The sequence below is a fragment of the Rhodohalobacter sp. genome (genome assembly GCF_034521535.1).
Lineage (GTDB): Bacteria > Bacteroidota > Rhodothermia > Balneolales > Balneolaceae > Rhodohalobacter.
In genome coordinates, this window is record NZ_JAXHMF010000006.1 from 297,393 (window position 1) to 320,459 (window position 23,067).

Here is a 23,067-nt window from a genome sequence, read left to right on the forward strand (position 1 = left end):
TTGAAACCGGTTGATTTAGTTTTCTTCCGGTTTTGGAAGCAGAGCTTTTCTGGAAAGTCTTAGTTTTCCACCGTGCTCAACTTTTAGAAGTTTCACATCGATTTCGTCACCTACAGAAATCACATCTTCCACTTTCTTAACATGTCCGTGTTCCAGTTCAGAAATGTGAAGCAATCCTTCTTTTCCGGGTACAATCTCTACGAATGCTCCGTACTCTTTAATGGCTTTCACAGTTCCTTTGTAGGTAGCACCTTCATCGAGCTCACCGGCAACGGCTTGAATACGTTTTTTAGCGGCTTCAGCCTTCTCGAGACTGTCTGCACTAATTGTAATCTGCCCTTTACCTTCTTCATCTTCTTCGATCCAGATTTCTGTATCTGTCTCTTTCTGAAGAGTCTGAATCACTTTACCACCTGGTCCAATCACAGCACCAATGCTGTCGCCGGAAATTGTCATATTGACAAACTGTGGAGCGTATTCAGATATGTTCTCTTTTGGCTTGGAAATGGTTTCTGCCATTTTTTCCAAAATGTGCATTCTTCCTTTATTCGCTTGTTCAAGAGCCTCTTCCAAGATTTCAAAACTGATACCCTGAACTTTCATATCCATTTGAGTGGCAGTAATACCATCTGCGGTACCGGCTGTTTTGAAGTCCATGTCGCCCATGAAATCCTCTTCACCCTGGATGTCAGAAAGTACAACGGTGTTATTTTCTCCAACAATCATACCCATTGCAATACCTGCAACCGGTTTAGGCATCGGTACACCGGCATCCATCAATGCCATTGAGCCACCGCAAACGGAAGCCATGGAAGATGAACCGTTAGATTCAGTAATGTCGGATCTTACACGAATTACATAGCTGAAATCCTCAAATGGAGGCAGAACCATTTTGATAGCTCTTTCAGCTAAATGTCCATGACCAATTTCACGACGACCTGGGCCGCGCATAAATCCGGCCTCACCTACACAGTATGGAGGGAAGTTATAGTGAAGCATGAACTTCTTGTCTTCCTCATAGTATAGCGTATCCACGCTTTGTGCATCGCGCTTAGTACCCAATGCGACTGATACAAGTGCCTGAGTTTCTCCACGGCTGAAAATTGCTGAACCGTGTGCTCTTGGCAGATAACTGATTTGTGTCCAGATATCTCGAATATCTTCGGGTCCGCGACCGTCTATACGTTTCTTGTTTTCAAGAATCATGTTGCGGACAGTATCTTTCACCATATTTCCGAAAATCTCAGAAATTTCTCCGCCTGCTTCTTCAAAACCTTCTTCAGCAGTAATATCTTCTTTTACGGCTGTTTTTACTTCCTTCAGTTTAGCTTGGAAATCTTCTTTACTAAGCCCCATGCCAACAATTTCTTTCAGTTGATCACCAACATGATCGGCTACTTTACTTTCAAGATCTTTATTTCCTTCAGCAGGAGTAAATTCACGTTTTTCAACGCCAAATTCTTCTCTCAGTTCTTCCTGAAATTTACAGAGTTTCACAATTGCTTTATGCCCTTCTTTAACGGCTTCAAGCATCTCTTTTTCACTGATCTCTTTCATTTCGCCTTCAATCATAATCACGCTTTCGGCAGTACCGGCAACGATCAGATCCATGTCGCTTTTTTCAAGCTCATCAATGGTTGGATTGATGATAAATTCACCATTAATACGTCCAACTTTAACTTGAGACATCGGTCCATCAAAAGGAATACTCGAGATGTGAGTTGCTGCAGACGCACCAAAGGCACCTAAAACATCAGCTTCATTTTGTCCATCCGAAGAATATATTTGACAGATGTACTGAGTTTCGTTTACATATCCTTTAGGGAATAATGGACGCAAGCTTCTGTCGATCAAACGGCTGGCCAATGTTTCACCATCAGACGGACGACCTTCTCTTTTCATAAAACCACCCGGAAATTTACCGGCAGCTGTAAAACTCTCTCTAAGGTCGACAACCATTGGGAAGAAATCCTGTCCCGGTTTTGCTTCTTTTGCACTTACAACAGTACAGAGTACCATTGTGTCACCCATTCTTACCATAACTGCACCGTCCGCTAATTTGGCTAACCGACCGGTTTCTACCGATAACGTTTTGCCTGGTGCAAATTCTACACTTCTAAAATCTTCTTTCATAATATCTATCTATATCTATTTTTTCTTTCGTCGACTATCCTTTTAGTAAAGCAGTTCAAACAAATATGACAGAACTAATTTTCGATCATATTTGAGGATATAAAAAAAGGCACGTAATGATTTACGCGCCTTAAGAGAAATGCTTATTTACGAATACCCAGCTCTTGGATAAGTTCTCGGTATTTTACAATATCGGTTTTCTTGAGATAGTTGAGAAGTCTTCTTCTTTTACCAACCATCTTCAAAAGACCACGACGTGAAGAGTGATCCAGTTTGTTCTCACTCAAATGATTCGTTAGATCATTAATTCGAGCGGTAAAAATAGCTACTTGTGCTTCAACTGAACCGCTGTTTTCGGCGTCGCCGCCATGCTTTTCAATAATTTCTGCTTTTTGTTCTTTTGTTATACTCATTTGTTATTTATGAAGGTTCTATTAAACTCTTATAGCGTTATAAAATAAGCTTATTTAAATTGTTTTGCAATATGTGGTGAATGGTTCTCAAGTATACTTCTTGAACTCTTTTCATCACTCTTCAACTGTTCAATAAGTTGCTCAACTCCGTTAAAATTGCGCTCATCCCTTATTCTGTCTACAAACTGAATCTGAACTTCTTTTCCATAGATGTTTTCATCAAAATCAAAGATGTTCACTTCAAGTGTTTCCTGTTCGCCCTCAAACGTAGGACGGACTCCGATATTCATCATTCCTGGGTGGTAATTACTGTCTACTCTTATCCAAACTGCGTAAACACCTCTTTTTGGAACAATTTTCTTGGAGTTCTGGGGCATGATATTAGCTGTTGGATAACCGATCTGTTTCCCTCGCTTGTCGCCATGCACCACAGTTCCGTGTAAAATATAATTGCGTTCTAAAAAAGATGCCGCAAGCTGCATATCACCGTCATTTTGAATCGCTTTTCTAATGGCCGTACTGCTTACCGTTCGATTACCCACCTCCTGCTTTGATACGATTCGTGAATCAAAACCCAGTTCTTTACCCAAATTTTGAACCGTCTCAATAGTGCCCTCACGGTTTCTTCCAAAGTGATGATCGTAGCCGATCACAAATTCAGAAACACCAATTTTTTCCCAAACTACATTTCTTACAAACTCTTCAGATGTTAGAAGTGAAAAATCTCGGTCAAATGGTATCACAACCATTTCATCCACATCCAGATCGGCCAGCAGTTCTGCTCGCTCCTCCAGTGTACTGAGCAATCGAATGCCATCGCTGCCGGGATTGATAATATCCCTGGGATGTGGATCAAAAGTAACAATTACACTGCGGGCGTTTCGTTCTCTTGCCGATTCAACAACTTTTTTTATCAATACGCGATGACCGGCATGTACGCCGTCAAATGTACCCACAGTTAATACTGTGTTTAAGTTTCGCTCAGCTTCATTCAGAAAAACTATATCAGACATCTTTGTAGATTCTTTTTAGTGGCAGAATATATAGTTGGTTCAATAACAACTTTCAAACCAGATAGGTTTTCATAAACTGATTAAACTCCTCAGCTGTCATCGCATTTTCAACTTTGAAAGATCCGATCGCGGTTCGTTCGAGCCCGGACATAAACGCCCGGCTTCCAAGTGCCAATCCCAGATCATGTGCAATAGATCGAATATAAGTTCCTTTTCCGCATTTTATGCGCAGTGTAATTTCCGGCAGATCAACATTTAAAAGTTCTGTGCGGTAAATTTGAACCGGCCTTGGAACAATTTCAACCTTTTCACCTCGTCGGGCTTTCTTGTACAATCTCTCCCCTTTAATCTTGATAGCTGAGTAGATTGGCGGCTTTTGCATAATCTCGCCGGTAAAATCACTCTTCAGCACCTCTTCAATTTTCTCTTCCGTGATATGATCCCACGGAGCTGTTTCATCAGGTTCCAGAGCAGCATCATAAGAGGGCGTTGAAGCGCCAAAAGTAATTTTTGCTACATACTCTTTGGGGAGCTGCTGTACCTGCTCTATCGATTTGGTGGCTTTACCGGTACAGATAACAAGTACTCCCGTGGCCAAGGGATCCAGGGTTCCGGCGTGCCCTACTTTTTTGGCTGGTACCCGAAATCGAACAAACTTAACCAGGTGAAAACTGCTCCACTCCAGGGGTTTATCCATTACCACTACCGTACCCGAAGTAAAGTTCTCTTTAGGAAAAGTGTTTGGATCTGTATTCCGATCAACAACCGGAAGTTCGGAGAGAGGAATGGCTACAGCCATATTTACTCTTCGTCTTTATTATTCTCTTTTCGTTCTTTACGGACTTTTTCAAATAAATTCTCGATCCGGTTTACATATTCTGCAGTATCATCTTCGTAAAACAGAAGTTCCGGAATTCGCCTTACTTGATTTTTAATCTTTGAGGCCAGCTCGTACCGTATCTCATCCTGATGATCATCAATGTATTTATAAATTGATTTAACCTCTCTGTTCGGAGAAAATACACTGAGATAGACTTTAGCAATCGACAGATCATCCGTCATCCGAACCTGTGTTACGGTGATAAATACTCCCGAAGGCTGATAGTTTCTTTGAAGAATCTGACCCAGGTCTTTTTTAATAACAGAACTAAGTCTCTCTGTTCGGATACTCATAATCGTTGACTGACTGATTTAATCTGAATGAGTGAAGTTGGGAGCTACACTCATATCAGATATTCTAATTGGTTGCTGTATAGGATGACAAATTAACGTGCGTCATCAAGAGTACGTTTCTCCTCAACTATCTCGTAGCTTTCAAATTCATCTCCAACTTTAATATCGTTGAATCCTTTGATACTGATTCCGCACTCATAACCGGACTGAACCTCTTTTACATCATCCTTGAATCTCTTCAGAGAATCAATTTCACCGTCGTAGATTACAACACCGTCTCGAATAATTCGGACCGGATTATTTCGGTTGAGTTTACCTTCCGTAACATAACAACCGGCAATAGTACCCACCTTCGATACTTTAAATACTTCACGAACGGTAACCATCGCTTTCATTTCTTCTGAAATTTCAGGACTCAACATACCTTCAAGCGCGTCATGTACCTCATCAACGGCATCATAGATTACGCTAAAGAGTCGGATATCGATACTTTCCGTTTCGGCGAGCTTTCTGGCTCCTGCTGAAGGCCGAACCTGGAAACCGATAATAATACCGTCGGATGCCGAGGCAAGAAGAACATCCGATTCTGTAATTGCTCCCGAACCTGTATGAATAATATTTACGGAAACCTCTTCTGTACTCAATTTCTGAAGTGCTCCGGAAAGTGCTTCAATCGAACCATCCACATCAGCTTTGATAATGATGTTCAGTTCTGAAACCTCACCGAGGGCCATTCTTCTGGAGAGATCATCCAGTGTCATGTGTTTCACGCGTCGCAGAGATTGCTCTCTTCGAATTTGCTGACGTTGATTGGCAACTTCCTTCGCGGTTTTCTCATCTTTTGGAACAATCAGTCGATCACCGGCTTGAGGTGTTCCGTCAAATCCGATTAACTGAACTGGACTTGAAGGCCCGGCTTCTTGCAGTCGGGTTCCATGTTCGTTTTCCATTGCACGAACACGACCGAAGACCGGTCCGGCAACAAATGGATCTCCAACTTTCAGTGTCCCGTTTTGAACTAAAATATTTGCGACTGTTCCTTTCCCTTTGTCAATTCGGGATTCCAGAACAATACCCTGAGCAAGTCTGTCGGGGTTGGCTTTCAATTCAAGAAGTTCAGCTTCAATCAATACCTTCTCAAGAAGATCATCAATTCCATCACCAGTTTCGGCAGATACCAGAGCAACCTGATTTGTTCCGCCATACTCCTCAACAATGACTCCATGTTCAGAAAGCTGCTGCTTGATTTTATCGGGGTTTGCTCCCTCCTTATCCATTTTGTTGATAGCAACAACAATGGAAACTCCTGCGGCCTTGGCGTGATTAATCGCCTCAATAGTCTGAGGCATCACAGCATCATCGGCTGCAATAACCAAAATTACAATATCTGTCGCCTGAGCACCACGACTACGCATCGCTGTAAACGCCTCGTGACCCGGAGTATCCAGGAACGTTATTCGCTTATCATCATCCGTTTTTACTTCATAGGCACCAACGTGCTGTGTAATACCACCGGCTTCACCGGCTGCCACTTTTGCTTTACGGATGTAGTCAAGAAGTGATGTTTTACCGTGATCAACGTGACCCATTACAGTAATAATCGGTGCACGTGATTCCAGATCTTCCGGATCATCCTCCTCTACTTCAATCTCCTCTTCAATCATCTCTTCAGCATCTACGAATTCAACTTCGAAGTCGTATTCTGCAGCTACAAGTTCTATAGTAGAAGCATCCAGTCGCTGATTGATGGATACCATCATCCCGAGGTTCATACAAGTTGTAATCACATCGGTGGGTTTCACTTCAAGTTCATCAGCCAAATCACTTACTGTGATAAATTCAGCTACTTCAATAATTTGTGCTTCGAGCTCTTCCATTTCCTCCTGCATGGCAAGCTCTTCTTCTCTCTCCTCTTTGCGCTGTTTTCTTCGTTTCTGCCGCTTACTGCCAACAGTTCCGCTACTCTGCATTTTCTGCATTGTTTCGCGCATCTTCTTCTCTACATCTTCCTCATCAACTTTAGAGCGGCGGCCTTTCTTTTTACTCTTCTTGGATTTCTTGGAAGATTTTTCTTCTTTTGGCGGTTTGGACTGCTTTTTATTATCCGTTTGATCGTCGTCTTTACGATCCTTTTTGCGTTTTCTGGTCTTGCGTTTTTTGCGCGGTTCCTTAGAAAACTCAACCTTACCGACTACTTTTGTACCGGACAGTTTTTTATTGGAGCGACCACGAATAATTTCTTCTTCATCGTCTTCATCAGAATCATCCTCTTCTTCCTGATCTTCGTCCTCGTCATCGTCCTCATCTTCATCTTCATCATCATCATCTGAATCATCCTCTTCTTCGTCGTCATCATCAGATTCTTCTAAATCATCATCGTCCTCTTCATCTTCTTCGTCAGAGTCGATTTCTTCATCATCATCCTCATCGTCGACCTCTTCTTCTGTTTTTTCAGCAGGGGTCTCTTCTTCCTCTTTTGAATCTTTAGACTTAGCAACAGTTTCTTCTTCAGTTGCGGCTTTTTCCGCTTCAGCTTGTTTTTTCTCTTTCTCTTTTTCTACTTCTTCAGTATCGGAGTCATCTTCTGCTGCTTCATCCGAGTCTGTTTTTTCAGATTTTTCAGCTTCCTCAGCCTTCTCAACTTTTTCTTCTGCAGGCTCTTCCTGAGGTTCAAGAGTTGGCTCTTTTGAAGCCGCTTCTTCCTTCTTCTCTTTTTCAGCTTCCTCTTCTTCGTCAATCGGCTCTAAAAAGTTATCAATTGATACACTTTCGTTTCTGCTGGATAGAATTTGATTCCGCCGACTTTCGTACTCTTCTTTTGCTTTTTCATGTTCGCGGCTCCTCGCTTTGTCATCACCGTAAACTCCATCCAACACCTCGTACATCTCGGGCGTAATTTTTGAGTTTGGCCGGTTTGCAACATCAAAACCATTGTCACTCAATGTATCCACGATAGATTGAGTGGCAACATTAAATTCTGATGCTACCTTAAAGAGCTTCTTCGGTTTTTGGTCCGTCATATATGTTTATTTGCGTCGGTTTGTCAAATTGTAAAAATAGTACTGTTGAGTGCTGAAAGGTACGATCAATCTTCCTCGTCCTCAAATTCGTAAGCGATGATATCAATGATTTTTTCAGCTTCCTCTTTGGTAATTTTTCCTTCGGTTCTGCGAACAATTTCGTCTTCGTCAAGCTCCAGAACAGCGCGTGCGCTATCGCATCCGATTTCGAAAAGCATATCAACCGTCTCCTTACCGAAGTCTACTTCAAATTCGGTCAGGTCGATATCATCTTCCTCTTCTACTTCCCGGTAAACGTCAATTTCGCAGCCTACAAGCTTTGAGGCCAGGCGAATATTAACACCGCCTTTACCGATGGCTTTTGATACTTCATCCGCAGGAACAAGTACATTCGCCTGTTTGCCGTCATCGTTAATCTCTACCTTCACAACTCTGGCGGGCTGAAGAGCGCGCTTAATAAATTCAATCTTATCTTCGCTATAGTTGATAACGTCGATATTTTCATTTTGGAGTTCGCGCACAATGGCATGTATTCGAATTCCCTTCATACCAACACAGGCTCCTACCGGATCAACACGCTCGTCATAAGATACTACCGCAACTTTTGAACGATCACCGGGTTCACGTGCAATTCGCTTTAATTCTATAATTCCATCAAATACTTCTGGAATCTCGTTTTCAAACAGTCTTTCAAGGAATAGCGGTGATGTCCTTGAAATAATAACCGTTGGGTTTCCGCCAATACGTTTCACTTCAGAAACCACAGCGCGTATCGTATCGCCTTTTCTGTACCTGTCTTTATATATCTGTTCATTTTTTGGCAACAGCAATTCAACACCGTTGTGGTTTACCAGAATGTCTTTATTGTGACGAACCTGGTAAACATCACCCAGTACAATTTCACCTACACGGTCAGAGTACTCCTCGAAAACGTTATCTTTTTCAATTTCGCGAATACGCTGAGCCAATTGTTGCCGCGCCATAGAAACAGCTCTTCGGCCAAAGTCTGTAATTGAAATCTCCTGGGCATATTCATCATAGAGCTCTAAGTCCGGATCGTGCTTTTGGGCCTCTTCGAGTGTAATCTCAGTCACCGGATCCGTTAATTCATCAGCCGGAACTACTTCACGAATATGAAGAATCTGAATCTCTCCGCGATCAGCATTTAAAATGACCTCAAAAGATTCATCTGAATCGTACTTTTTGCGAATCATCGTACGAAACACATCTTCTAAAATAGATAGAAGAAGATCTTTATCTATGCCTTTATCTTTTGCAATCTCTGCAAACGACTGTATAATTTGCTTTGAAATTTCGTTTTGCATCTGGAAATAGGATTTAAATTCGTTGCCGGCTAAATTTTCGGTACTATTTTAGTTTCTACTACATTCTCAAACGGAATAACAACCAAATTATCGTCTTCCGGTTTTATCTCAATTTGAGAATCCGTAACTGTCTTCAATTCTCCTTCTACAGTAATATATTCACCATTTATGTGGTACTTTACTTTTGCAGTCCGACCCTGATTCTTCGGGTACTGCCTCCGATCGCTTAGTGGTCTGCTTAACCCGGGGGATGAGACATTTAATCGATACGCTTTATTCAAAAGATCTTTTTCATCCAGAATATAGCTCACTTGCTTGCTCACTCGTGCGCAAGCATCCAAGTCAACACCTTCGTTTTCAGTATCTACCAAAACCCATATTTCCTGGATTTTCGCATTTTTAACTTCCACGTCCACAAGAAACATATCTTCTTGCTCTACAACCGGTTGCGCAATTTCTTTTACTGTATTTATAATAGTACTGCTCATAAGAATCGTATCACTAAGTACAAAAAAAAGTGAGGACCTCCCGGTGCTCACTTTTCAGATTCGAAAATTAACTTTATTTGTTGAAAAAACCAACTAATAAAACTTGTGAATTCACCTCTTTAGATGTACTATTGATCCATTAGTTCTTCAAAAAGCAATTCAAATATGACAAAATATTTTCTTCTTGCTACATCACTTTTACTTCTTTCTTGTAACGGTGAGGCCGATACACAATCTGAAGCTCAAGAAACCAGAGAACTATCCTACACGGCAACTGTATCATTTATTGAACAGCCGGATGAGGAAATCATTTCGGTTCGAGCAGCGGTAGCAGATGATGACGATAGCAGAAGCGCAGGCTTGATGAATGTTTATAATCTGCCTGAAGATGCCGGTATGCTCTTTATTTTTGATGATGAAGCCCCAAGAAGCTTTTGGATGGCGAACACACCCATTTCATTGGATATACTGTTTGTAAATTCAGAAATGGAAATCGTTCGAATTCATCGTAACACCCCACCCTATTCTCATGAAAACATCGTATCTGAATCCCCGGCAAAATATGTTGTAGAAGTGAATGCAGGTTTTACCCTGAATCATGACATTCGCGAGGGAATGAAAATCGATTTTACCACTCAGTAAACTCTAACCCGGATTATTCACAAACCCCAAAAAGCCTTTAGGGGTGAACAGGGCGAAGTGGGAATGGTAACGGAAGGGTACCAAGCTGTTTTCACTTCAACGCCATACACAGTAAAAATTCGCTGTGATAATCCAAGCCCAAATTTGAGGAAAACAGTAAACTATCTAAATAAACGAGTAACAATATTGTTACCACTCTAATTTACTTCTTCGTGAATAACATGGATCTAAGCTTCTTTTACTGATTCTTTGTTCTCATATTGATCCAGCAACTCTTTCACTTTTTTTACGTTTTCAGGAGATCCAATGTAAATCGGGCTTCTCTCGTGAATTGAGGTTGGCTTTTTCTCCATTATTCTCTCTTTCCCGTCAATTGCCATACCCCCGGCTTGTTCAATAATAAAACTGTGCGGATTACACTCGTACATCAATCTAAGTTTCCCATTTGGATATCTTGTACTGGCCGGATAGATGAAAATGCCACCTTTAATGAGTGTCCTGTGTAGATCTGCTACCATAGATCCAATGTATCTGGCTGTGTAGGGTCTGTTTGTAGCTTCATCTTCTACCTGACAATATTTGATATATTTTTTCAAACCCTCAGCCCAGGAATTATAGCTGCCTTCATTAATACTGTAGATATTGCCCTCTTTTGGAATCTTGAAATTGTCTTCTGAAAGGATGAATTCACCGATACTTGGATCCAATGTAAAAGAACTGACTCCCAAACCGGTTGTATAAACCATAATCGTACTGGAGCCATATAATACATATCCGGCCGCTACTTGTCTTATTCCCGGCTGAAGGGCATCATCTTCCACAAGTTTTCTATCAAATCTGGGCTGACGCATATAGATCGAGAAAATACTCCCTATAGACACGTTAACATCGATATTGGATGACCCATCGAGCGGATCCATATAAACAATATATTTTCCACCCTCACTATTTAATCGCACGATTCCGTCGTTCTCTTCAGAAATTACCATACAGGTAATCATAGAGCGGTCCAGTGCAGAGATTAGCTGCTGATCTGCAAAAAGATCGAGCCGTTTCACTGACTCCCCGTGAACATTTTTTGAACCATCTACACCAAGAAGGTTCGTTATTCCTGCCTTATTTACTTCGCGTGATATGATTTTAGCAGCTAAACCAATATCTCTTAATAATTGCGAAAGTTCACCGGTTGCTCCCGGGAATTTATTCTGTGCCTGAATGATATACTCATCCAGGGTGACCAGTTTTCTGGACTTTGCGGTAGACGTTGCTTCCATAGCTCCAATCAATTTTTATACACTTTCCCTAAAAGTGATTCAGAAGTAAAGTTATTTATACTTTATCCCGAAGGTCTTCCAATACTTTTAAATAAAGCTCTTTTGATTTTAATTTAAACTCATCAATAGTACCATCATTATTGATGATATAATCGGCATAACTTTTTAAACTTTCAAAGTCAGGTTGTTTATTCATCCTCTCCAAAACATCTTTTTTTTCAACCCTGTCCCTTTCCTGAACTCGCTTAATTTGATCTGATTTTGGAGATGTTACGATAATAACGGCATCCAGCTCTTCAGGACGGCCTTTATTCAACAGAAGTGCGGCCTCTTTTACAAGTACTTCAACCCCATCTTTTTTAGATTTTTCTATAATTTCCTGAAATTTTTGACGCACCGCCGGATGCACAACGCCGTTTAACTCTTCTACTCTCCCTTTTTGAAATGCCTCTTTTATAAGATGTGATTTATTTAATGAACCGTCCTCAAAGTAGGTTTCCTCTCCGAATAACTCCTTCAACGACTCTTTAACCTGCCGATCCTCTACCATCAGCTTTTTTGCAAGGTCATCCGCGTACACAACCTTTGCTCCCAAAGATTCCCAAACCCTGCAAAGCGTGCTCTTACCTGACCCAATACCTCCGGTTACACCGGCAACTATCATGCGGCTTCCCCTACATTTGTAGTCAATAGATAGGCTTTCATAAATTCATCGAGATCTCCGTCCATTACCCCTTGTACATTACCGGTCTCATGATTAGTTCGATGATCTTTTACCATGTTGTAAGGATGAAAAACGTACGATCGAATTTGAGATCCCCATTCATTACTGCTCTTTGAGTCTTCAAGCTTTTGCTTTTCTCTCTCTTTGATCTGTTTTTCCAGCTCGTATACTTTTGACTTGAGCATTTTCATAGCTTTTTCACGGTTTTTAAGCTGTGAACGCTCCTGCTGGCACTCCGAAACAACACGCTCTTCTGATCCGTCACTCAGTTTGCCGGTCCAAATCAAACGAACTCCGGTTTCCACTTTATTGACATTCTGCCCGCCTGCTCCACTGGCGTGAAACCGCTGCAGTTCAATATCAGAATCATTCAGATTAACCTCGATAGTATCGTCAATAATAGGAGAAACAAACACAGAACTAAAGGATGTATGTCGGCGCGAATTACTATCGAAGGGTGAAATTCGTACCAAACGGTGCGTTCCGCTTTCCGATTTGAGAAATCCGTAAGCATTGGGGCCGCTGATTTCAATTGTAGCACTTTTCAAACCCGCTACATCACCGTCCTGATATTCAACTACAGATACTTTGTAATCTTTGTTTTCTGCCCATCGGGTGTACATTCTAAAAAGCATCTCTGCCCAATCCTGACTCTCCGTTCCTCCTGCACCCGGATTAAACGTCATAATAGCATCGCGATGATCATCCTCACCACTGAGCATATTCTGTAGTTCGAGATCTTTCAGTTTTTTACGGAACTGCTCGATTTCACTGCGAAGATCATCTTCCACATCCTCACCTTCGTCGAGAAATTGAAAAAATACGCGAATACTCTCACGGAGTTCATCCAATTCATCCCATTTTTCTACAAGGTTTTTTTCCCGGTCCAGTTCCTGCATGGTCTGCTGAGCTTTCTCCGGATCATTCCAAAATTCGGGATCCTGAGTCTTCTCCTGCAGTTCTATTACCCTAACTTTTCTTTTATCGTAGTCAAAGATACCCCCTGAGCGTATCTAGACGCTCGAATAGAGGTTTTACTTTATCAAATTGGATGTTCTCCATGAATCAATTATCGGTTTAAAAGTTTAGCAACAACAATACCTGCAATAAGTCCGCCGGCGACTGCTGCCCCAACACTTATTTCAGGATTCTTTTTCACATATTTCTTTGCCTGCTTATACTCTTTTCTGAGCTCTTTCTGAAGGCGATCCCGTTCTTTTTGAAGTTTAATCACCATATCATCATAAGCATCGTTTAGTGCTTCCTTCTCTTTTTCAATGACGTCTTTTAGTTCTTTCTCAAGCTTCTTTACATTTTCCATTTTGTCCTCCATGAATGATTATTATCAATATTTAAAAATCAACTTTTATCAGGTTCTATGCAACATTAAGTGCGACTGTTTCTTACAAATAACAAAGCGGAAATTTAAAAAGTTTATCAAAATACGAAACGGATCGCTTAACCTATTTATATCCTGAATTTCAGAATATTCTTACTCGGAACTTGATGCAATCACATCCTGATCCCTGTACTGCAGTTCATAAAGTTTCCGATATATTCCGTCTTCTTTTTCCAATAATGAATTGTGAGATCCTTCTTCCCTGATTTTCCCTTTGTGCATTACCAGAATTTTATCGGCACCGCGAATGGTTGAGAGCCTGTGAGCTATAACAATGGAAGTTCGTCCCTTCATCATTTTATCGCAGGCTTTTGAAACAAGTTCTTCAGTTTCTGAATCCACACTTGAGGTCGCTTCGTCCAGGATCAATATTTTAGGATCATACACCATAGCTCTTACAAAACAGATGAGTTGCCGCTGGCCCATGCTAAGTGACGCTCCCCGTTCATTGAGCACATAATCATATCCGCCCGGTAGTTTCGAAATAAACTTATGGGAGTCCACCTCTTTAGATGCTTTAATAACTTCTTCCCTTGAAATATTTTCATTTCCCAGGGTAATATTTTCTAAAACCGTACCTGAAAAAAGAGCGTTATCCTGTAGTACCAACCCGAAATTCTCCCTCAATCCGCTAAGAGAGAATTCCTTGATGTTATGGCCATCCAGTAAAATCTCACCCTCTTCTATATCGTAATACCTCATCAACAAATTGATGATGGTCGACTTACCCGCCCCCGTGGCTCCAACAATGGCCAGAAGCTCTCCCGGTTCTGCTTTAAAGGATACATCTTTCAGTATCACTTCGTCATCTTTGTTGTATGAGAACCATACGTTTTTAAACTCTACTTTTCCACGAACATTATCGATTTGAATCGGGTTGTCTGATTCAATCACCTCTTTTTCGGTATCCAGCACATCAAAAATTCGCTCTGAAGAGGCAAGTGCAGACTGCAGGGTATTGTATTTCTCCGACAGACCTCGAATTGGATTAAAAAACTGACGCACATACTGGATAAAAGCCAGCAATACACCAAAGGTAACCTGATCCATCAAGGCTCTTGCTCCGCCATACCAAACCACAAGTGCCATAGCCAGACTTGCCAAAACTTCAACCACCGGCCAGAAAATTGAGAAATAGAATATGGTTTGAATATGAGCTTCCCGATGATCCGCATTGATCGACTCAAACCGATCTTTCTGCTTTTTCTCCCTGTTAAAAAGCTGAACAACTGCCATTCCGCTAATATGCTCCTGAACAAAAGAGTTGAGGCGAGCTATTTGATCCCTTACCTCCAGGAACGCAGAACGTACCTTACCCTTAAACCAGAAGGTAGAGTAGAAAAGAACAGGAAGAACCAAAATCGCAATGATGGTCAGCTCCCAACTCATTGCCAGCATGAAATAGAGTATGAAGAAGATCCTGAATAGATCTCCAATCATATTCACAATTCCGTCTGACAATAATTCGCTCAGCGCTTCAATATCATTTGTAGTGCGGGTTAACAGACGGCCAATTGGATTCTTATCAAAAAATTGTACGTGAAGAGACTGAATCTTTTCAAAAACCGCATTGCGAAGACGATAGAGAGCTCCCTGCCCAAACCATCGGGTTAGATAGGTATTGGCAACCAAAATGATAAACTCTCCTACAAGCGCCAGGCCAAGAAGCATAATGATCCACATAAGACCACTATAGTCATCAACGGCAATGTATTTATCTACTGCTACTTGTGTAAGCTTCGGACGGACTGTACCCAGAAAAGCGGCAGACAGGGTTAATCCTATGGCTAAGAGAGCCCACCATTTATACGGTTCAAAAAAGTAGTAAAGCCGTCGAATCAATACAGAATCGACGGCTTTTGAATCCTGTTTATTACTCAAATCTACTCGATTTTAAAATCTGTCGAAATCGTCGAACGGTGTTCTGGGAGTAATGTGTTTTGGCGGCCTTGACGTTCCCTCATTATTGTCATTTTGGTCGCGTTTATCTCTTCTGTCGCTGTAATCCCTTGAGGAGCTGTCTCTTCTCTTTCTGCCCTGGTCGCTTCGGCTTCTTCGATTACTGCTGCCTCGATCTGATGAGCTTCTACTCCTTCCGGATGAAGATTTTCGTTTTCTAAAATTCTTCTTGCTGCGATCGCTGCTGCCTCTACTGCTTTTTCCGCCGGAGCCACTGCTCTTTTTATCATCAATTTCTTTGATGTAAACTTTCTGCTGTACAATTCCTTTTTCCTGCGATGGATTTGTAAAAATTGGTCGCAACTCTGTGGCAAGCCAGGCGGGGAAAAACTTCTCACGCGCTTCCCGCAACAGAATAAATGGATTTGTATATCTGGCTGAAAAATGGCTGATAACCAGCAGCTTGGTTTGTGCTTCATTCGCTACCCGAGCTGCATCTGCTGACGTGGAATGACCTGTTTCCCCAGCTTTATCAGCTAAATTTTCGCTGAATGTCGCTTCGTGATAAAGGATGTTCGTATTCATTGCCAGCTTCACAGAATTTGGACAGTACTTGGTATCTGTGATATATGCAAAACTGTCTCCGGGTCGCGGATGTCCTACAATCTCATAAGATTTTATTACCGTTCCATCCTCGAGCTCAACATCATCACCCGCTTTCAGGGTTTTGTACTGCTCATCTTTTGTAATGCCAAGCTTTTCGGCTTTGTCAGCATCAACCTTTCCGGGTTTATCTTTCTCCTGGAAACGGAAACCCATGCAGAACTTGGTGTGATTTAGCGGTCTTGCTTCCACATAATATTCGTCAGCATCCACTACGCGCTCAGATTCAATATCCTCGGCTACTTCTACGTAGTTAATGTTGTAGCTCAGTTCAAGTTTGGAAAATTTCACATTCCACTCAACGAACTCCTTTATGCCCTCCGGACCAACAATCGTTAAATCATTTTCTCTGCGCTGAAGCTGAAGCGTTGATATTAATCCGATTAGACCGGAGTAGTGATCAACATCAAAGTGAGAAATGAAAATGTTTTCAATTTTTGAGCGCTTTAAACCAGCCTGTAGCATTCTCATCTGTGCATTTTCGCCGCAATCAAAAAGATGAATATCTCCTTCGCGCCAAAGTGCCACTGATGATAAATGTCTGGTTGCTGTTGGGGTTGCTGATGCAACACCTAATGGTACAATGATCATAGTTTCTCCCGCTATGTTTTATAGGGTTTTTGCCTTTCAAACAAAAGTCCCCTGTTAAGCATTTATATTTGAGCTAATTCTTGTTCGAGTAGTTGTTTTTGATACATCCTTGCATAGTATCCTTTTGTAGCAAGCAAGTCATCATGAGAACCGTGTTCTATTATAGAACCGTCCTGAATATAAAAAATTATATCGGCGTTTTTAACTGTAGATATTCGGTGCGAAATCATGATCGTTGTTCTTCCTGACAACTTTTCGTTTAAATGGTTGAGTATGGCTTCTTCCGTATTGGTATCTACAGCGCTTAAAGAATCATCAAGTACTATTATTTTTGGATCCTTGATAAGTGCTCTCGCTATCGCAGTTCTCTGTTTTTGTCCACCCGATAGGGTTATACCCCGTTCACCTACCATGGTCTCAAATTTTTTCTCAAAATCCAAAATATTATCCAGTACCTGTGCGTGCCTTGCAGCCTCTTCAATCATTTCCATTGAGGCATCTTTTACTCCGAATGCAATATTCTCTTTAATGGTTGTAGAGAACAGAAATGTTTCTTGTGGCACATACCCTACCAAATCTCTAAGCTGGGATAAATTCCATTTTTTGATGTTAACCCCATCAATCAAAATTTCGCCTTCGGTTGGGTCAAACATTCTTGGAATTAAATTAACGAGTGTTGACTTGCCCGATCCTGTGCGCCCCACAATAGCTACTTTACTTCCCGGCTCTATTTTTAAGCTAATATTTTTAAGTGCGGTTTCTTCAGCTCCGGGATATGAAAAGCTTACATTTTTAAATTCTATCTCACCTTCAATATTCTCTTCAGCCATTTTCTCTCTATCATCCTTAATCTCAACGGGTTCCATCAACATTTTGTCAATTCTTTCCCAAGAGGCCAACGATTTCTGAAGCGTGTTTACCGTGTAACCCAGAGATGCCACAGGCCAGGTTAAGTAAGCTACATATATTATAAATTCCGCGATGTTACCCACTGTAATCACACCTTCAATTACCATCAAACCACCCTGCCAGATAACAATTACCACAGAAGCTCCGATAAGCAGATTCAAAGTTGGATGGAAGAGGGATTCTACCAAATCTAATTTCAACTTTTTTTTGCGATATGAATCACTAATCTCTTCAAAACGATCTTGTTCGTAATCCTCTCTGTTAAACGCTTTGATCAACCGAATACTGTTGAACGATTCCTGAGCCCGCCCCGCTACTTCAGAGTATTGATTCTGAATGATTAGCTGGTATTTGTTTATGAATCCGCTAACCCAATAAGCAAATGCGGATAGGAAAGGAAGTGGAATAAGCGCCCAAAAAGTTAATTCCGGGTTTACAATAACCATCATAGTTATGATAAACCCGGCCCTTGTAAAAGTGTTGATGGTATACATCAAAACAGGACCAAAATATTCACGAACCCTGGCAACATCTTCTGTAGCTCTCACATATACATCACCCGACTTGTTGGATGCAAAATATCTTTGGGGCAATTTGAAAAGCTTATCAATGATCCGGTTTCGGATATCAAATTCTATCTTGCGCGAACTGACGATGAGCGTTTGCCTGGTGGCGAAGAGCAAAATACCGTACATCAATACGGTACCGATCAATAAAAGTGAATTGTAGGCAAGTACTACACCGGCTTCACTGCTGAACAGAACCTGAAAGACAGAGGTGAATTCTCCTGAATAGTCATCAGTAAGGAGTTCTACCTCGTCCATTGTTCTCCGGATGAAGACCGGAATCCAGATGAGGAAGAAATTAGATGCTGTTAAAAATAGTCCACCTAATAGTATGGTTCCTTTGTACTCCCGTAAGTATCGATTTAGCTTCTTAAGTGAATCCACTCTCAGGTTTTATTGATTATGTAACACTCTTTGAAAACCTGATGGAGAATTTAATCATTCCCAACCTTTATACTTTTCAATCCAGTGATTGGCAAGCTTATATCCTGAGCTGTATGCAGCATCAAGATCACCACTTTCAAAATAGTCTCCAACAAGAGCAAGAGGTGTCTCTTCCACTTCCAGTTCAAAGAATGGACGTTTCAACGTCTTGGCAGGCTGACTGAATTTCCAGAAGTGCAGTTGACTCCATTCCGGGGTCACGCTCCAGCCTCCAATAATTTCAGATAGCTCGGATAGGATAGCTTTTTTAACGGTATCTTCGTCTGAATGCCTGTGTTTGTTGGCAAAGGAATCTGTAGAGTGAACGACTAAAGTACACTCGTTACCTTTTTCATGTTTGGATGCCTCATTAGAGATAAAACGAATGGAACTGTTTTTACAGTGAATTCCATCCCAATCCGGGATGTCCTGTTCACCGTATCCAAGCATTAATGAATACGATGGCTTGTATGAAATTTCATCGATTTCCCGGATCATTTTTAGTGTGGAAGTCTCATCTGTCGTTGTATTCAGAATACCGTAAGCCTGAGGAGCGGGAGTCGCGATAATAACCGCATCTGCACCAAATGTTTCTCTGGATAACAAATTGATCATCCAGGAACGCTTTTTACTTCTGTTCTGGCCAATATGGGTAAGACCGCCAACTCTTTCATCATTTTTTACGTCAACCCAGCGGCTCAAATATTTCCCAATAGAGTTCATTCCATCGGTGGCGGTAAATGTTGCTCGGTCTTGTTGATTGGGATTTCGACCCATCAATTTTTCGCCATCCCAATATTTGAAATCATCTCCCCATAGCTTGATAATTTCCTTTTCGAGCAGCTCAGCAGTAAACTCCTGAAATTCAGGTGAATTGGCCGTGAAATGCGATACGCCATGATCCAATTTTAACTGTAGATCTTTTCCGGCATACCGTGTAGCCATACGACCGCCATAACCTCGGCTCTTTTCAAAAATGGTTACATCATGGCCCGCTTTCGACAGCAATCGGCCTGCTGTTAATCCTGCAATTCCTGCTCCGATAATCCCAATTACCATATCAATTCCTTAATGCCAGTTAACATTTATTTAATCATCGTCTATAGAAAATCTTGAAGCAATTAAGTTAAAGAACTATTCAAACTACTTCTTGCCTAATTTCAAATGATTTCCCTTAAATATCGTAAACGGTTACACGTGGTGTAGCGGCTTCTTTATCCATCAGTGCCGGCCAATAAGCTACAACTTCACTTGCTTTAGGACGTCCGCCTGCAAATCCTGTTACTCCGCTCGGACCGGTCAAAATTAAAGGGGCGATTTCCATCCCAAACCGATTCAGATCTTCGCGAGAATCACCGTGTACCGAAACTCGCAGCTGAACCTCATTGAGTTCGCTCAAATCCCGGTTCAATTCATCCACATCCTCATTGCAAGCATTTAAGCCAACAAATTCTATATTGGTATCTCTGAATTTAATTCCAAGTTTTTCAGCTCTTTTCAGCAATATATCCCCGGCTGCCTTGGCTTTTTTCACGGCGTCGGGCCAGCTGTAAACCAGTGTTGATGAGAGTTTGTAGCCGTCAATATAGCTTGCTGAGATCTTATAGGTCGGTGTGTCCGGCTTGCCTTTTATACCCCAGACCTTCACGCGGTTTTCACCGTCTTGTTTTATTTGAATCGTTGAAAAGTCTGCAATACAATCCGGCGTAATGTATCCAGCGGGATCGCCAATCTCATAGAGCAACTGCTCTTTAACCGTCATTTCTGATACCAACCCGCCTGTATTTTCATGCTTGGTCACATAAAATGTGCCGTCGGGATGTGCTTCAATGATGGGAAATCCGATATCAACAAAATCTTCTACTTTTTCCCAGTCTGTAAAGTTACCGCCTGAAACCTGACCACCGCACTCAATGATGTGACCTGCAATCGTTCCTGTCGACATTAAGTCGTAATCATCCAAATCCCAGCCAAATTCGTAGGCCATTGGTGCGAGTGTCAAGCCTGTATCTGTAACCCGGCCAGTGATAACAATATCGGCGCCTTTCTCAAGTGCTTCCACAATTGGACGGCAGCCAAAATATACATTGGCACTCAATAGCTCATCCTTCACTGTAGTAATCGGCTCACCGGTTTCCATATTTTTAAGCTCATGCCCATCAGCAATGATCTTATCAAGACCCGGAAGAATGTCATCGCCATCAACCACAGCTACTTTCAGCCCGGTATACCCTTTCTCATTAGCAAGTTTCAGGATTGCATCTTTACAGGCTTTTGGATTTACGCCTCCGGCATTTGAAACAACTTTCACGCCTTTATGCTTGATTTCGTCCAGCGTCTGTTCTATAACCTTAACAAAATCCCGCGCATAACCGTGATTTTCATTTCTCATGCGCTGTTTCTGCATAATCGACATCGTCACCTCAGCCAGGTAGTCCATTACCAGGTAGTCAATATCGCCACGTTTCACCTGCTCAACAGGTGCGTCTGGTAAGTCCCCCCAGAATCCTTGACCTGATGCAATTCTTATAAACTCTTTCACAAATAGCTCCTTTTTTTATTTATAACATCGAGAATCAAATATCGTGATTTTAAACGAAGTTCTGAAACCGGATTCCTTCTAATTAGCTGCTGCTGATTCAGATGTAACAGCAACAGCCAACTCACTTTTTAAAAAAGAAAACGGAACAGTTTTTTAAAATCACGATACGTTCGAATTGTAATTTATATTAACCCGTCAGTCATTCAGTCTTTAAAATTAAACCTGCAGCACACCGGTTTTAAAGTCCGGGATTACTGGATTGTGATCCGCACAATCCAAAGCTTCTGAAATCCTGGCACGGGTTGATGCCGGGTGGATGATTTCATCAACCCATAATCTTGCAGCTGCATACCGAACATCGGTCTGTTTATCATATCGGCTTTTAATTCTTTGCAGAATTTCAGCTTTATCTTCATCAGATAGCTCTTCTCCTCTTTTCTCCAGTGATGAGACCTGAATCTGTGTGAGCACCTTTGCAGCCTGAGTTCCGCCCATAACGGCTATTTGGGCTGTTGGCCATGCATAGATGAACCGCGGATCATAAGCCTTACCACACATAGCATAATTACCGGCACCATAGCTGTTGCCCACAATAATGGTGATTTTTGGCACAGTTGAATTTGCGACTGCGTTTACCATTTTTGCTCCGTCTTTGATAATTCCTCCATGCTCACTTCTTTTTCCAATCATAAAGCCGGTCACATCCTGCAGGAAAATGATGGGCACATTCTTTTGATTACAGTTCATGATAAAGCGAGCGCCCTTATCCGCACTGTCGGAATAAATTACTCCGCCAATTTGCATTTCGCCTTGCTTATTTTTTACAATTTTTCTCTGGTTAGCTACAATTCCAACACTCCATCCGTCAATTCGGGCATAGCCTGTTATAAGTGTATTGCCATATCCTTTTTTATACTCTGTAAACGAGCCGGAATCAACCACACTTTTAATCACTGTGTGCATGTCATACGGTTTGGTTCGGTCGGCCGGAAATTCCTCAAGCATTTTCTCAGGCGTAATTTCAGGTTTCACTGCATCTTTTCGGTTAAACCCGGCTTTCTTTTTGGGCCCAAGCTTATCAACCAAATCCCTGATGGTCAGTAAACACTCCGAATCATTCTCCATTTTATAATCCGTAACGCCGCTGATTTCTGTGTGGGTAGTTGCCCCGCCGAGCGTTTCATTATCTACATCCTCCCCTATCGCGGCCTTAACCAAATAGCTTCCGGCTAAAAATACGCTCCCTGTTCCGTCAACGATCAGAGCTTCATCACTCATAATTGGAAGATAAGCTCCACCGGCTACACAGCTCCCCATAATCGCAGCGATTTGAGGAATTCCTTTAGCACTCATCACTGCATTATTTCTGAATATCCGGCCAAAATGTTCTTTATCGGGAAAAATCTCGTCCTGCATCGGCAGATATACTCCGGCTGAATCGACCAGGTAGATAATTGGCAAATGATTCTCCATTGCAATTTCCTGAGCGCGTAAATTTTTCTTCGCCGTCATCGGAAACCAGGCGCCGGCTTTCACAGTAGCATCGTTGGCTACAATCATACAGGTTTTGCCGCTCACTTTTCCGGTTCCCATCACAACTCCGGCTGAGGGGCAACCGCCTTCATCCTCATACATATCGTATGCGGCCCATAATCCAAGCTCCGTCAACTCTTCACCTTCATCAAGAAGCATATCAATGCGTTCCCGGGCCGTCAATTTTCCTTTTTTATGCTCTTTTTCAATTCTTTTTTTACCGCCGCCTTGCTTAATTTTTTCTTCTTCCTTTCTCAATGAGTCTAATAATCCGTCGAGCCAGTCTTCTTTCATGTCTTTGGTAGATTTAAATTAATTTTTCGGATTGATAATACTG

General features: G+C 41.7%; 19 protein-coding genes. 1 reads left to right on the top strand and 18 read right to left on the bottom strand.

The window, feature by feature from the left end:
- Nucleotides 1-15: 15 nt before the first annotated feature.
- From pnp to rimP, 8 genes are all read right to left on the bottom strand, one after another.
- The gene (gene pnp / locus U5K35_RS13680; RefSeq protein WP_322572052.1) at nt 16-2,133 is read right to left on the bottom strand and encodes a polyribonucleotide nucleotidyltransferase; all 2,118 of its coding nucleotides are present in this window, start codon (nt 2,131-2,133) and stop codon (nt 16-18) included.
- Nucleotides 2,134-2,276: 143 nt separating this feature from the next.
- Nucleotides 2,277-2,546: a 30S ribosomal protein S15 gene (gene rpsO / locus U5K35_RS13685; protein WP_322572053.1), complete on the bottom strand. Its 270-nt coding sequence runs from the start codon at nt 2,544-2,546 to the stop codon at nt 2,277-2,279.
- A 50-nt stretch (nt 2,547-2,596) separates the two neighbouring features.
- Complete coding sequence (locus U5K35_RS13690) at nt 2,597-3,559, bottom strand: bifunctional riboflavin kinase/FAD synthetase (protein WP_322572054.1); 963 nt, start codon at nt 3,557-3,559, stop codon at nt 2,597-2,599.
- A 52-nt stretch (nt 3,560-3,611) separates the two neighbouring features.
- Nucleotides 3,612-4,358 carry a tRNA pseudouridine(55) synthase TruB gene (gene truB, locus U5K35_RS13695; RefSeq protein ID WP_322572055.1) on the bottom strand — a complete coding sequence of 249 codons (747 nt, stop codon included), beginning with the start codon at nt 4,356-4,358 and terminating at the stop codon, nt 3,612-3,614.
- 2 nt (nt 4,359-4,360) lie between these two features.
- Nucleotides 4,361-4,732: a 30S ribosome-binding factor RbfA gene (gene rbfA, locus U5K35_RS13700; RefSeq protein ID WP_322572056.1), complete on the bottom strand. Its 372-nt coding sequence runs from the start codon at nt 4,730-4,732 to the stop codon at nt 4,361-4,363.
- A gap of 92 nt (nt 4,733-4,824) precedes the next feature.
- Nucleotides 4,825-7,752, bottom strand: a complete 2,928-nt coding sequence (gene infB / locus U5K35_RS13705) for a translation initiation factor IF-2 (RefSeq protein WP_322572057.1) — start codon at nt 7,750-7,752, stop codon at nt 4,825-4,827.
- Nucleotides 7,753-7,817: 65 nt separating this feature from the next.
- Nucleotides 7,818-9,077, bottom strand: coding sequence for a transcription termination factor NusA (gene nusA / locus U5K35_RS13710; RefSeq protein WP_322572058.1), 1,260 nt, complete (start codon nt 9,075-9,077; stop codon nt 7,818-7,820).
- A gap of 29 nt (nt 9,078-9,106) precedes the next feature.
- Entirely contained in the window at nt 9,107-9,565 is a 459-nt protein-coding gene (rimP, locus tag U5K35_RS13715) for a ribosome maturation factor (protein ID WP_322572059.1), read from the bottom strand.
- 165 nt (nt 9,566-9,730) lie between these two features.
- Between rimP and U5K35_RS13720 the strand changes: the two genes are divergently transcribed.
- Nucleotides 9,731-10,207, top strand: coding sequence for a DUF192 domain-containing protein (locus U5K35_RS13720; protein ID WP_322572060.1), 477 nt, complete (start codon nt 9,731-9,733; stop codon nt 10,205-10,207).
- 227 nt (nt 10,208-10,434) lie between these two features.
- Here the strand turns inward: U5K35_RS13720 and fbp are convergent, their stop codons facing one another.
- From fbp to U5K35_RS13770, 10 genes are all read right to left on the bottom strand, one after another.
- Complete coding sequence (gene fbp, locus U5K35_RS13725; RefSeq protein WP_322572061.1) at nt 10,435-11,481, bottom strand: class 1 fructose-bisphosphatase; 1,047 nt, start codon at nt 11,479-11,481, stop codon at nt 10,435-10,437.
- Between the two features lie 55 nt (nt 11,482-11,536).
- Nucleotides 11,537-12,145 carry a dephospho-CoA kinase gene (gene coaE, locus U5K35_RS13730; RefSeq protein ID WP_322572062.1) on the bottom strand — a complete coding sequence of 203 codons (609 nt, stop codon included), beginning with the start codon at nt 12,143-12,145 and terminating at the stop codon, nt 11,537-11,539.
- Nucleotides 12,142-13,267 (bottom strand): peptide chain release factor 2 gene (gene prfB / locus U5K35_RS13735; protein ID WP_322572063.1). Its coding sequence is split into 2 segments (ribosomal slippage): nt 12,142-13,197 and nt 13,199-13,267, totalling 1,125 coding nucleotides; the frame shifts between segments, so codons are not numbered across the junction. Before prfB ends, coaE begins: the two co-directional genes overlap by 4 nt.
- Before the next feature lie 7 nt (nt 13,268-13,274).
- Complete coding sequence (locus tag U5K35_RS13740; protein WP_322572064.1) at nt 13,275-13,526, bottom strand: hypothetical protein; 252 nt, start codon at nt 13,524-13,526, stop codon at nt 13,275-13,277.
- A 171-nt stretch (nt 13,527-13,697) separates the two neighbouring features.
- The gene (locus U5K35_RS13745) at nt 13,698-15,485 is read right to left on the bottom strand and encodes an ABC transporter ATP-binding protein (protein WP_322572065.1); all 1,788 of its coding nucleotides are present in this window, start codon (nt 15,483-15,485) and stop codon (nt 13,698-13,700) included.
- A gap of 12 nt (nt 15,486-15,497) precedes the next feature.
- Nucleotides 15,498-16,757 (bottom strand): ribonuclease Z, encoded by a 1,260-nt coding sequence (gene rnz / locus U5K35_RS13750; RefSeq protein ID WP_322572066.1) that lies wholly within the window; start codon nt 16,755-16,757, stop codon nt 15,498-15,500.
- A gap of 62 nt (nt 16,758-16,819) precedes the next feature.
- Nucleotides 16,820-18,616 carry an ABC transporter ATP-binding protein gene (locus U5K35_RS13755; protein WP_322572067.1) on the bottom strand — a complete coding sequence of 599 codons (1,797 nt, stop codon included), beginning with the start codon at nt 18,614-18,616 and terminating at the stop codon, nt 16,820-16,822.
- Between the two features lie 54 nt (nt 18,617-18,670).
- On the bottom strand, nt 18,671-19,714 hold the full coding sequence (locus U5K35_RS13760; protein ID WP_322572068.1) for an NAD(P)/FAD-dependent oxidoreductase: 1,044 nt from the start codon (nt 19,712-19,714) through the stop codon (nt 18,671-18,673).
- 115 nt (nt 19,715-19,829) lie between these two features.
- On the bottom strand, nt 19,830-21,197 hold the full coding sequence (locus U5K35_RS13765; RefSeq protein ID WP_322572069.1) for an acyclic terpene utilization AtuA family protein: 1,368 nt from the start codon (nt 21,195-21,197) through the stop codon (nt 19,830-19,832).
- A gap of 216 nt (nt 21,198-21,413) precedes the next feature.
- Nucleotides 21,414-23,024 (bottom strand): acyl-CoA carboxylase subunit beta, encoded by a 1,611-nt coding sequence (locus tag U5K35_RS13770; protein WP_322572070.1) that lies wholly within the window; start codon nt 23,022-23,024, stop codon nt 21,414-21,416.
- Between the last annotated feature and the right edge of the window lie 43 nt (nt 23,025-23,067).

What these genes read in the sequence shown, in the direction of transcription:
- pnp (WP_322572052.1), bottom strand. Translation starts at nt 2,133, where the DNA reads ATGAAAGAAGATTTTAGAAGTGTAGAATTTGCACCAGGCAAAACGTTA.
- rpsO (WP_322572053.1), bottom strand. Translation starts at nt 2,546, where the DNA reads ATGAGTATAACAAAAGAACAAAAAGCAGAAATTATTGAAAAGCATGGC.
- U5K35_RS13690 (WP_322572054.1), bottom strand. Translation starts at nt 3,559, where the DNA reads ATGTCTGATATAGTTTTTCTGAATGAAGCTGAGCGAAACTTAAACACA.
- truB (WP_322572055.1), bottom strand. Translation starts at nt 4,358, where the DNA reads ATGGCTGTAGCCATTCCTCTCTCCGAACTTCCGGTTGTTGATCGGAAT.
- rbfA (WP_322572056.1), bottom strand. Translation starts at nt 4,732, where the DNA reads ATGAGTATCCGAACAGAGAGACTTAGTTCTGTTATTAAAAAAGACCTG.
- infB (WP_322572057.1), bottom strand. Translation starts at nt 7,752, where the DNA reads ATGACGGACCAAAAACCGAAGAAGCTCTTTAAGGTAGCATCAGAATTT.
- nusA (WP_322572058.1), bottom strand. Translation starts at nt 9,077, where the DNA reads ATGCAAAACGAAATTTCAAAGCAAATTATACAGTCGTTTGCAGAGATT.
- rimP (WP_322572059.1), bottom strand. Translation starts at nt 9,565, where the DNA reads ATGAGCAGTACTATTATAAATACAGTAAAAGAAATTGCGCAACCGGTT.
- U5K35_RS13720 (WP_322572060.1), top strand. Translation starts at nt 9,731, where the DNA reads ATGACAAAATATTTTCTTCTTGCTACATCACTTTTACTTCTTTCTTGT.
- fbp (WP_322572061.1), bottom strand. Translation starts at nt 11,481, where the DNA reads ATGGAAGCAACGTCTACCGCAAAGTCCAGAAAACTGGTCACCCTGGAT.
- coaE (WP_322572062.1), bottom strand. Translation starts at nt 12,145, where the DNA reads ATGATAGTTGCCGGTGTAACCGGAGGTATTGGGTCAGGTAAGAGCACG.
- U5K35_RS13740 (WP_322572064.1), bottom strand. Translation starts at nt 13,526, where the DNA reads ATGGAAAATGTAAAGAAGCTTGAGAAAGAACTAAAAGACGTCATTGAA.
- rnz (WP_322572066.1), bottom strand. Translation starts at nt 16,757, where the DNA reads ATGATCATTGTACCATTAGGTGTTGCATCAGCAACCCCAACAGCAACC.
- U5K35_RS13760 (WP_322572068.1), bottom strand. Translation starts at nt 19,714, where the DNA reads ATGGTAATTGGGATTATCGGAGCAGGAATTGCAGGATTAACAGCAGGC.
- U5K35_RS13770 (WP_322572070.1), bottom strand. Translation starts at nt 23,024, where the DNA reads ATGAAAGAAGACTGGCTCGACGGATTATTAGACTCATTGAGAAAGGAA.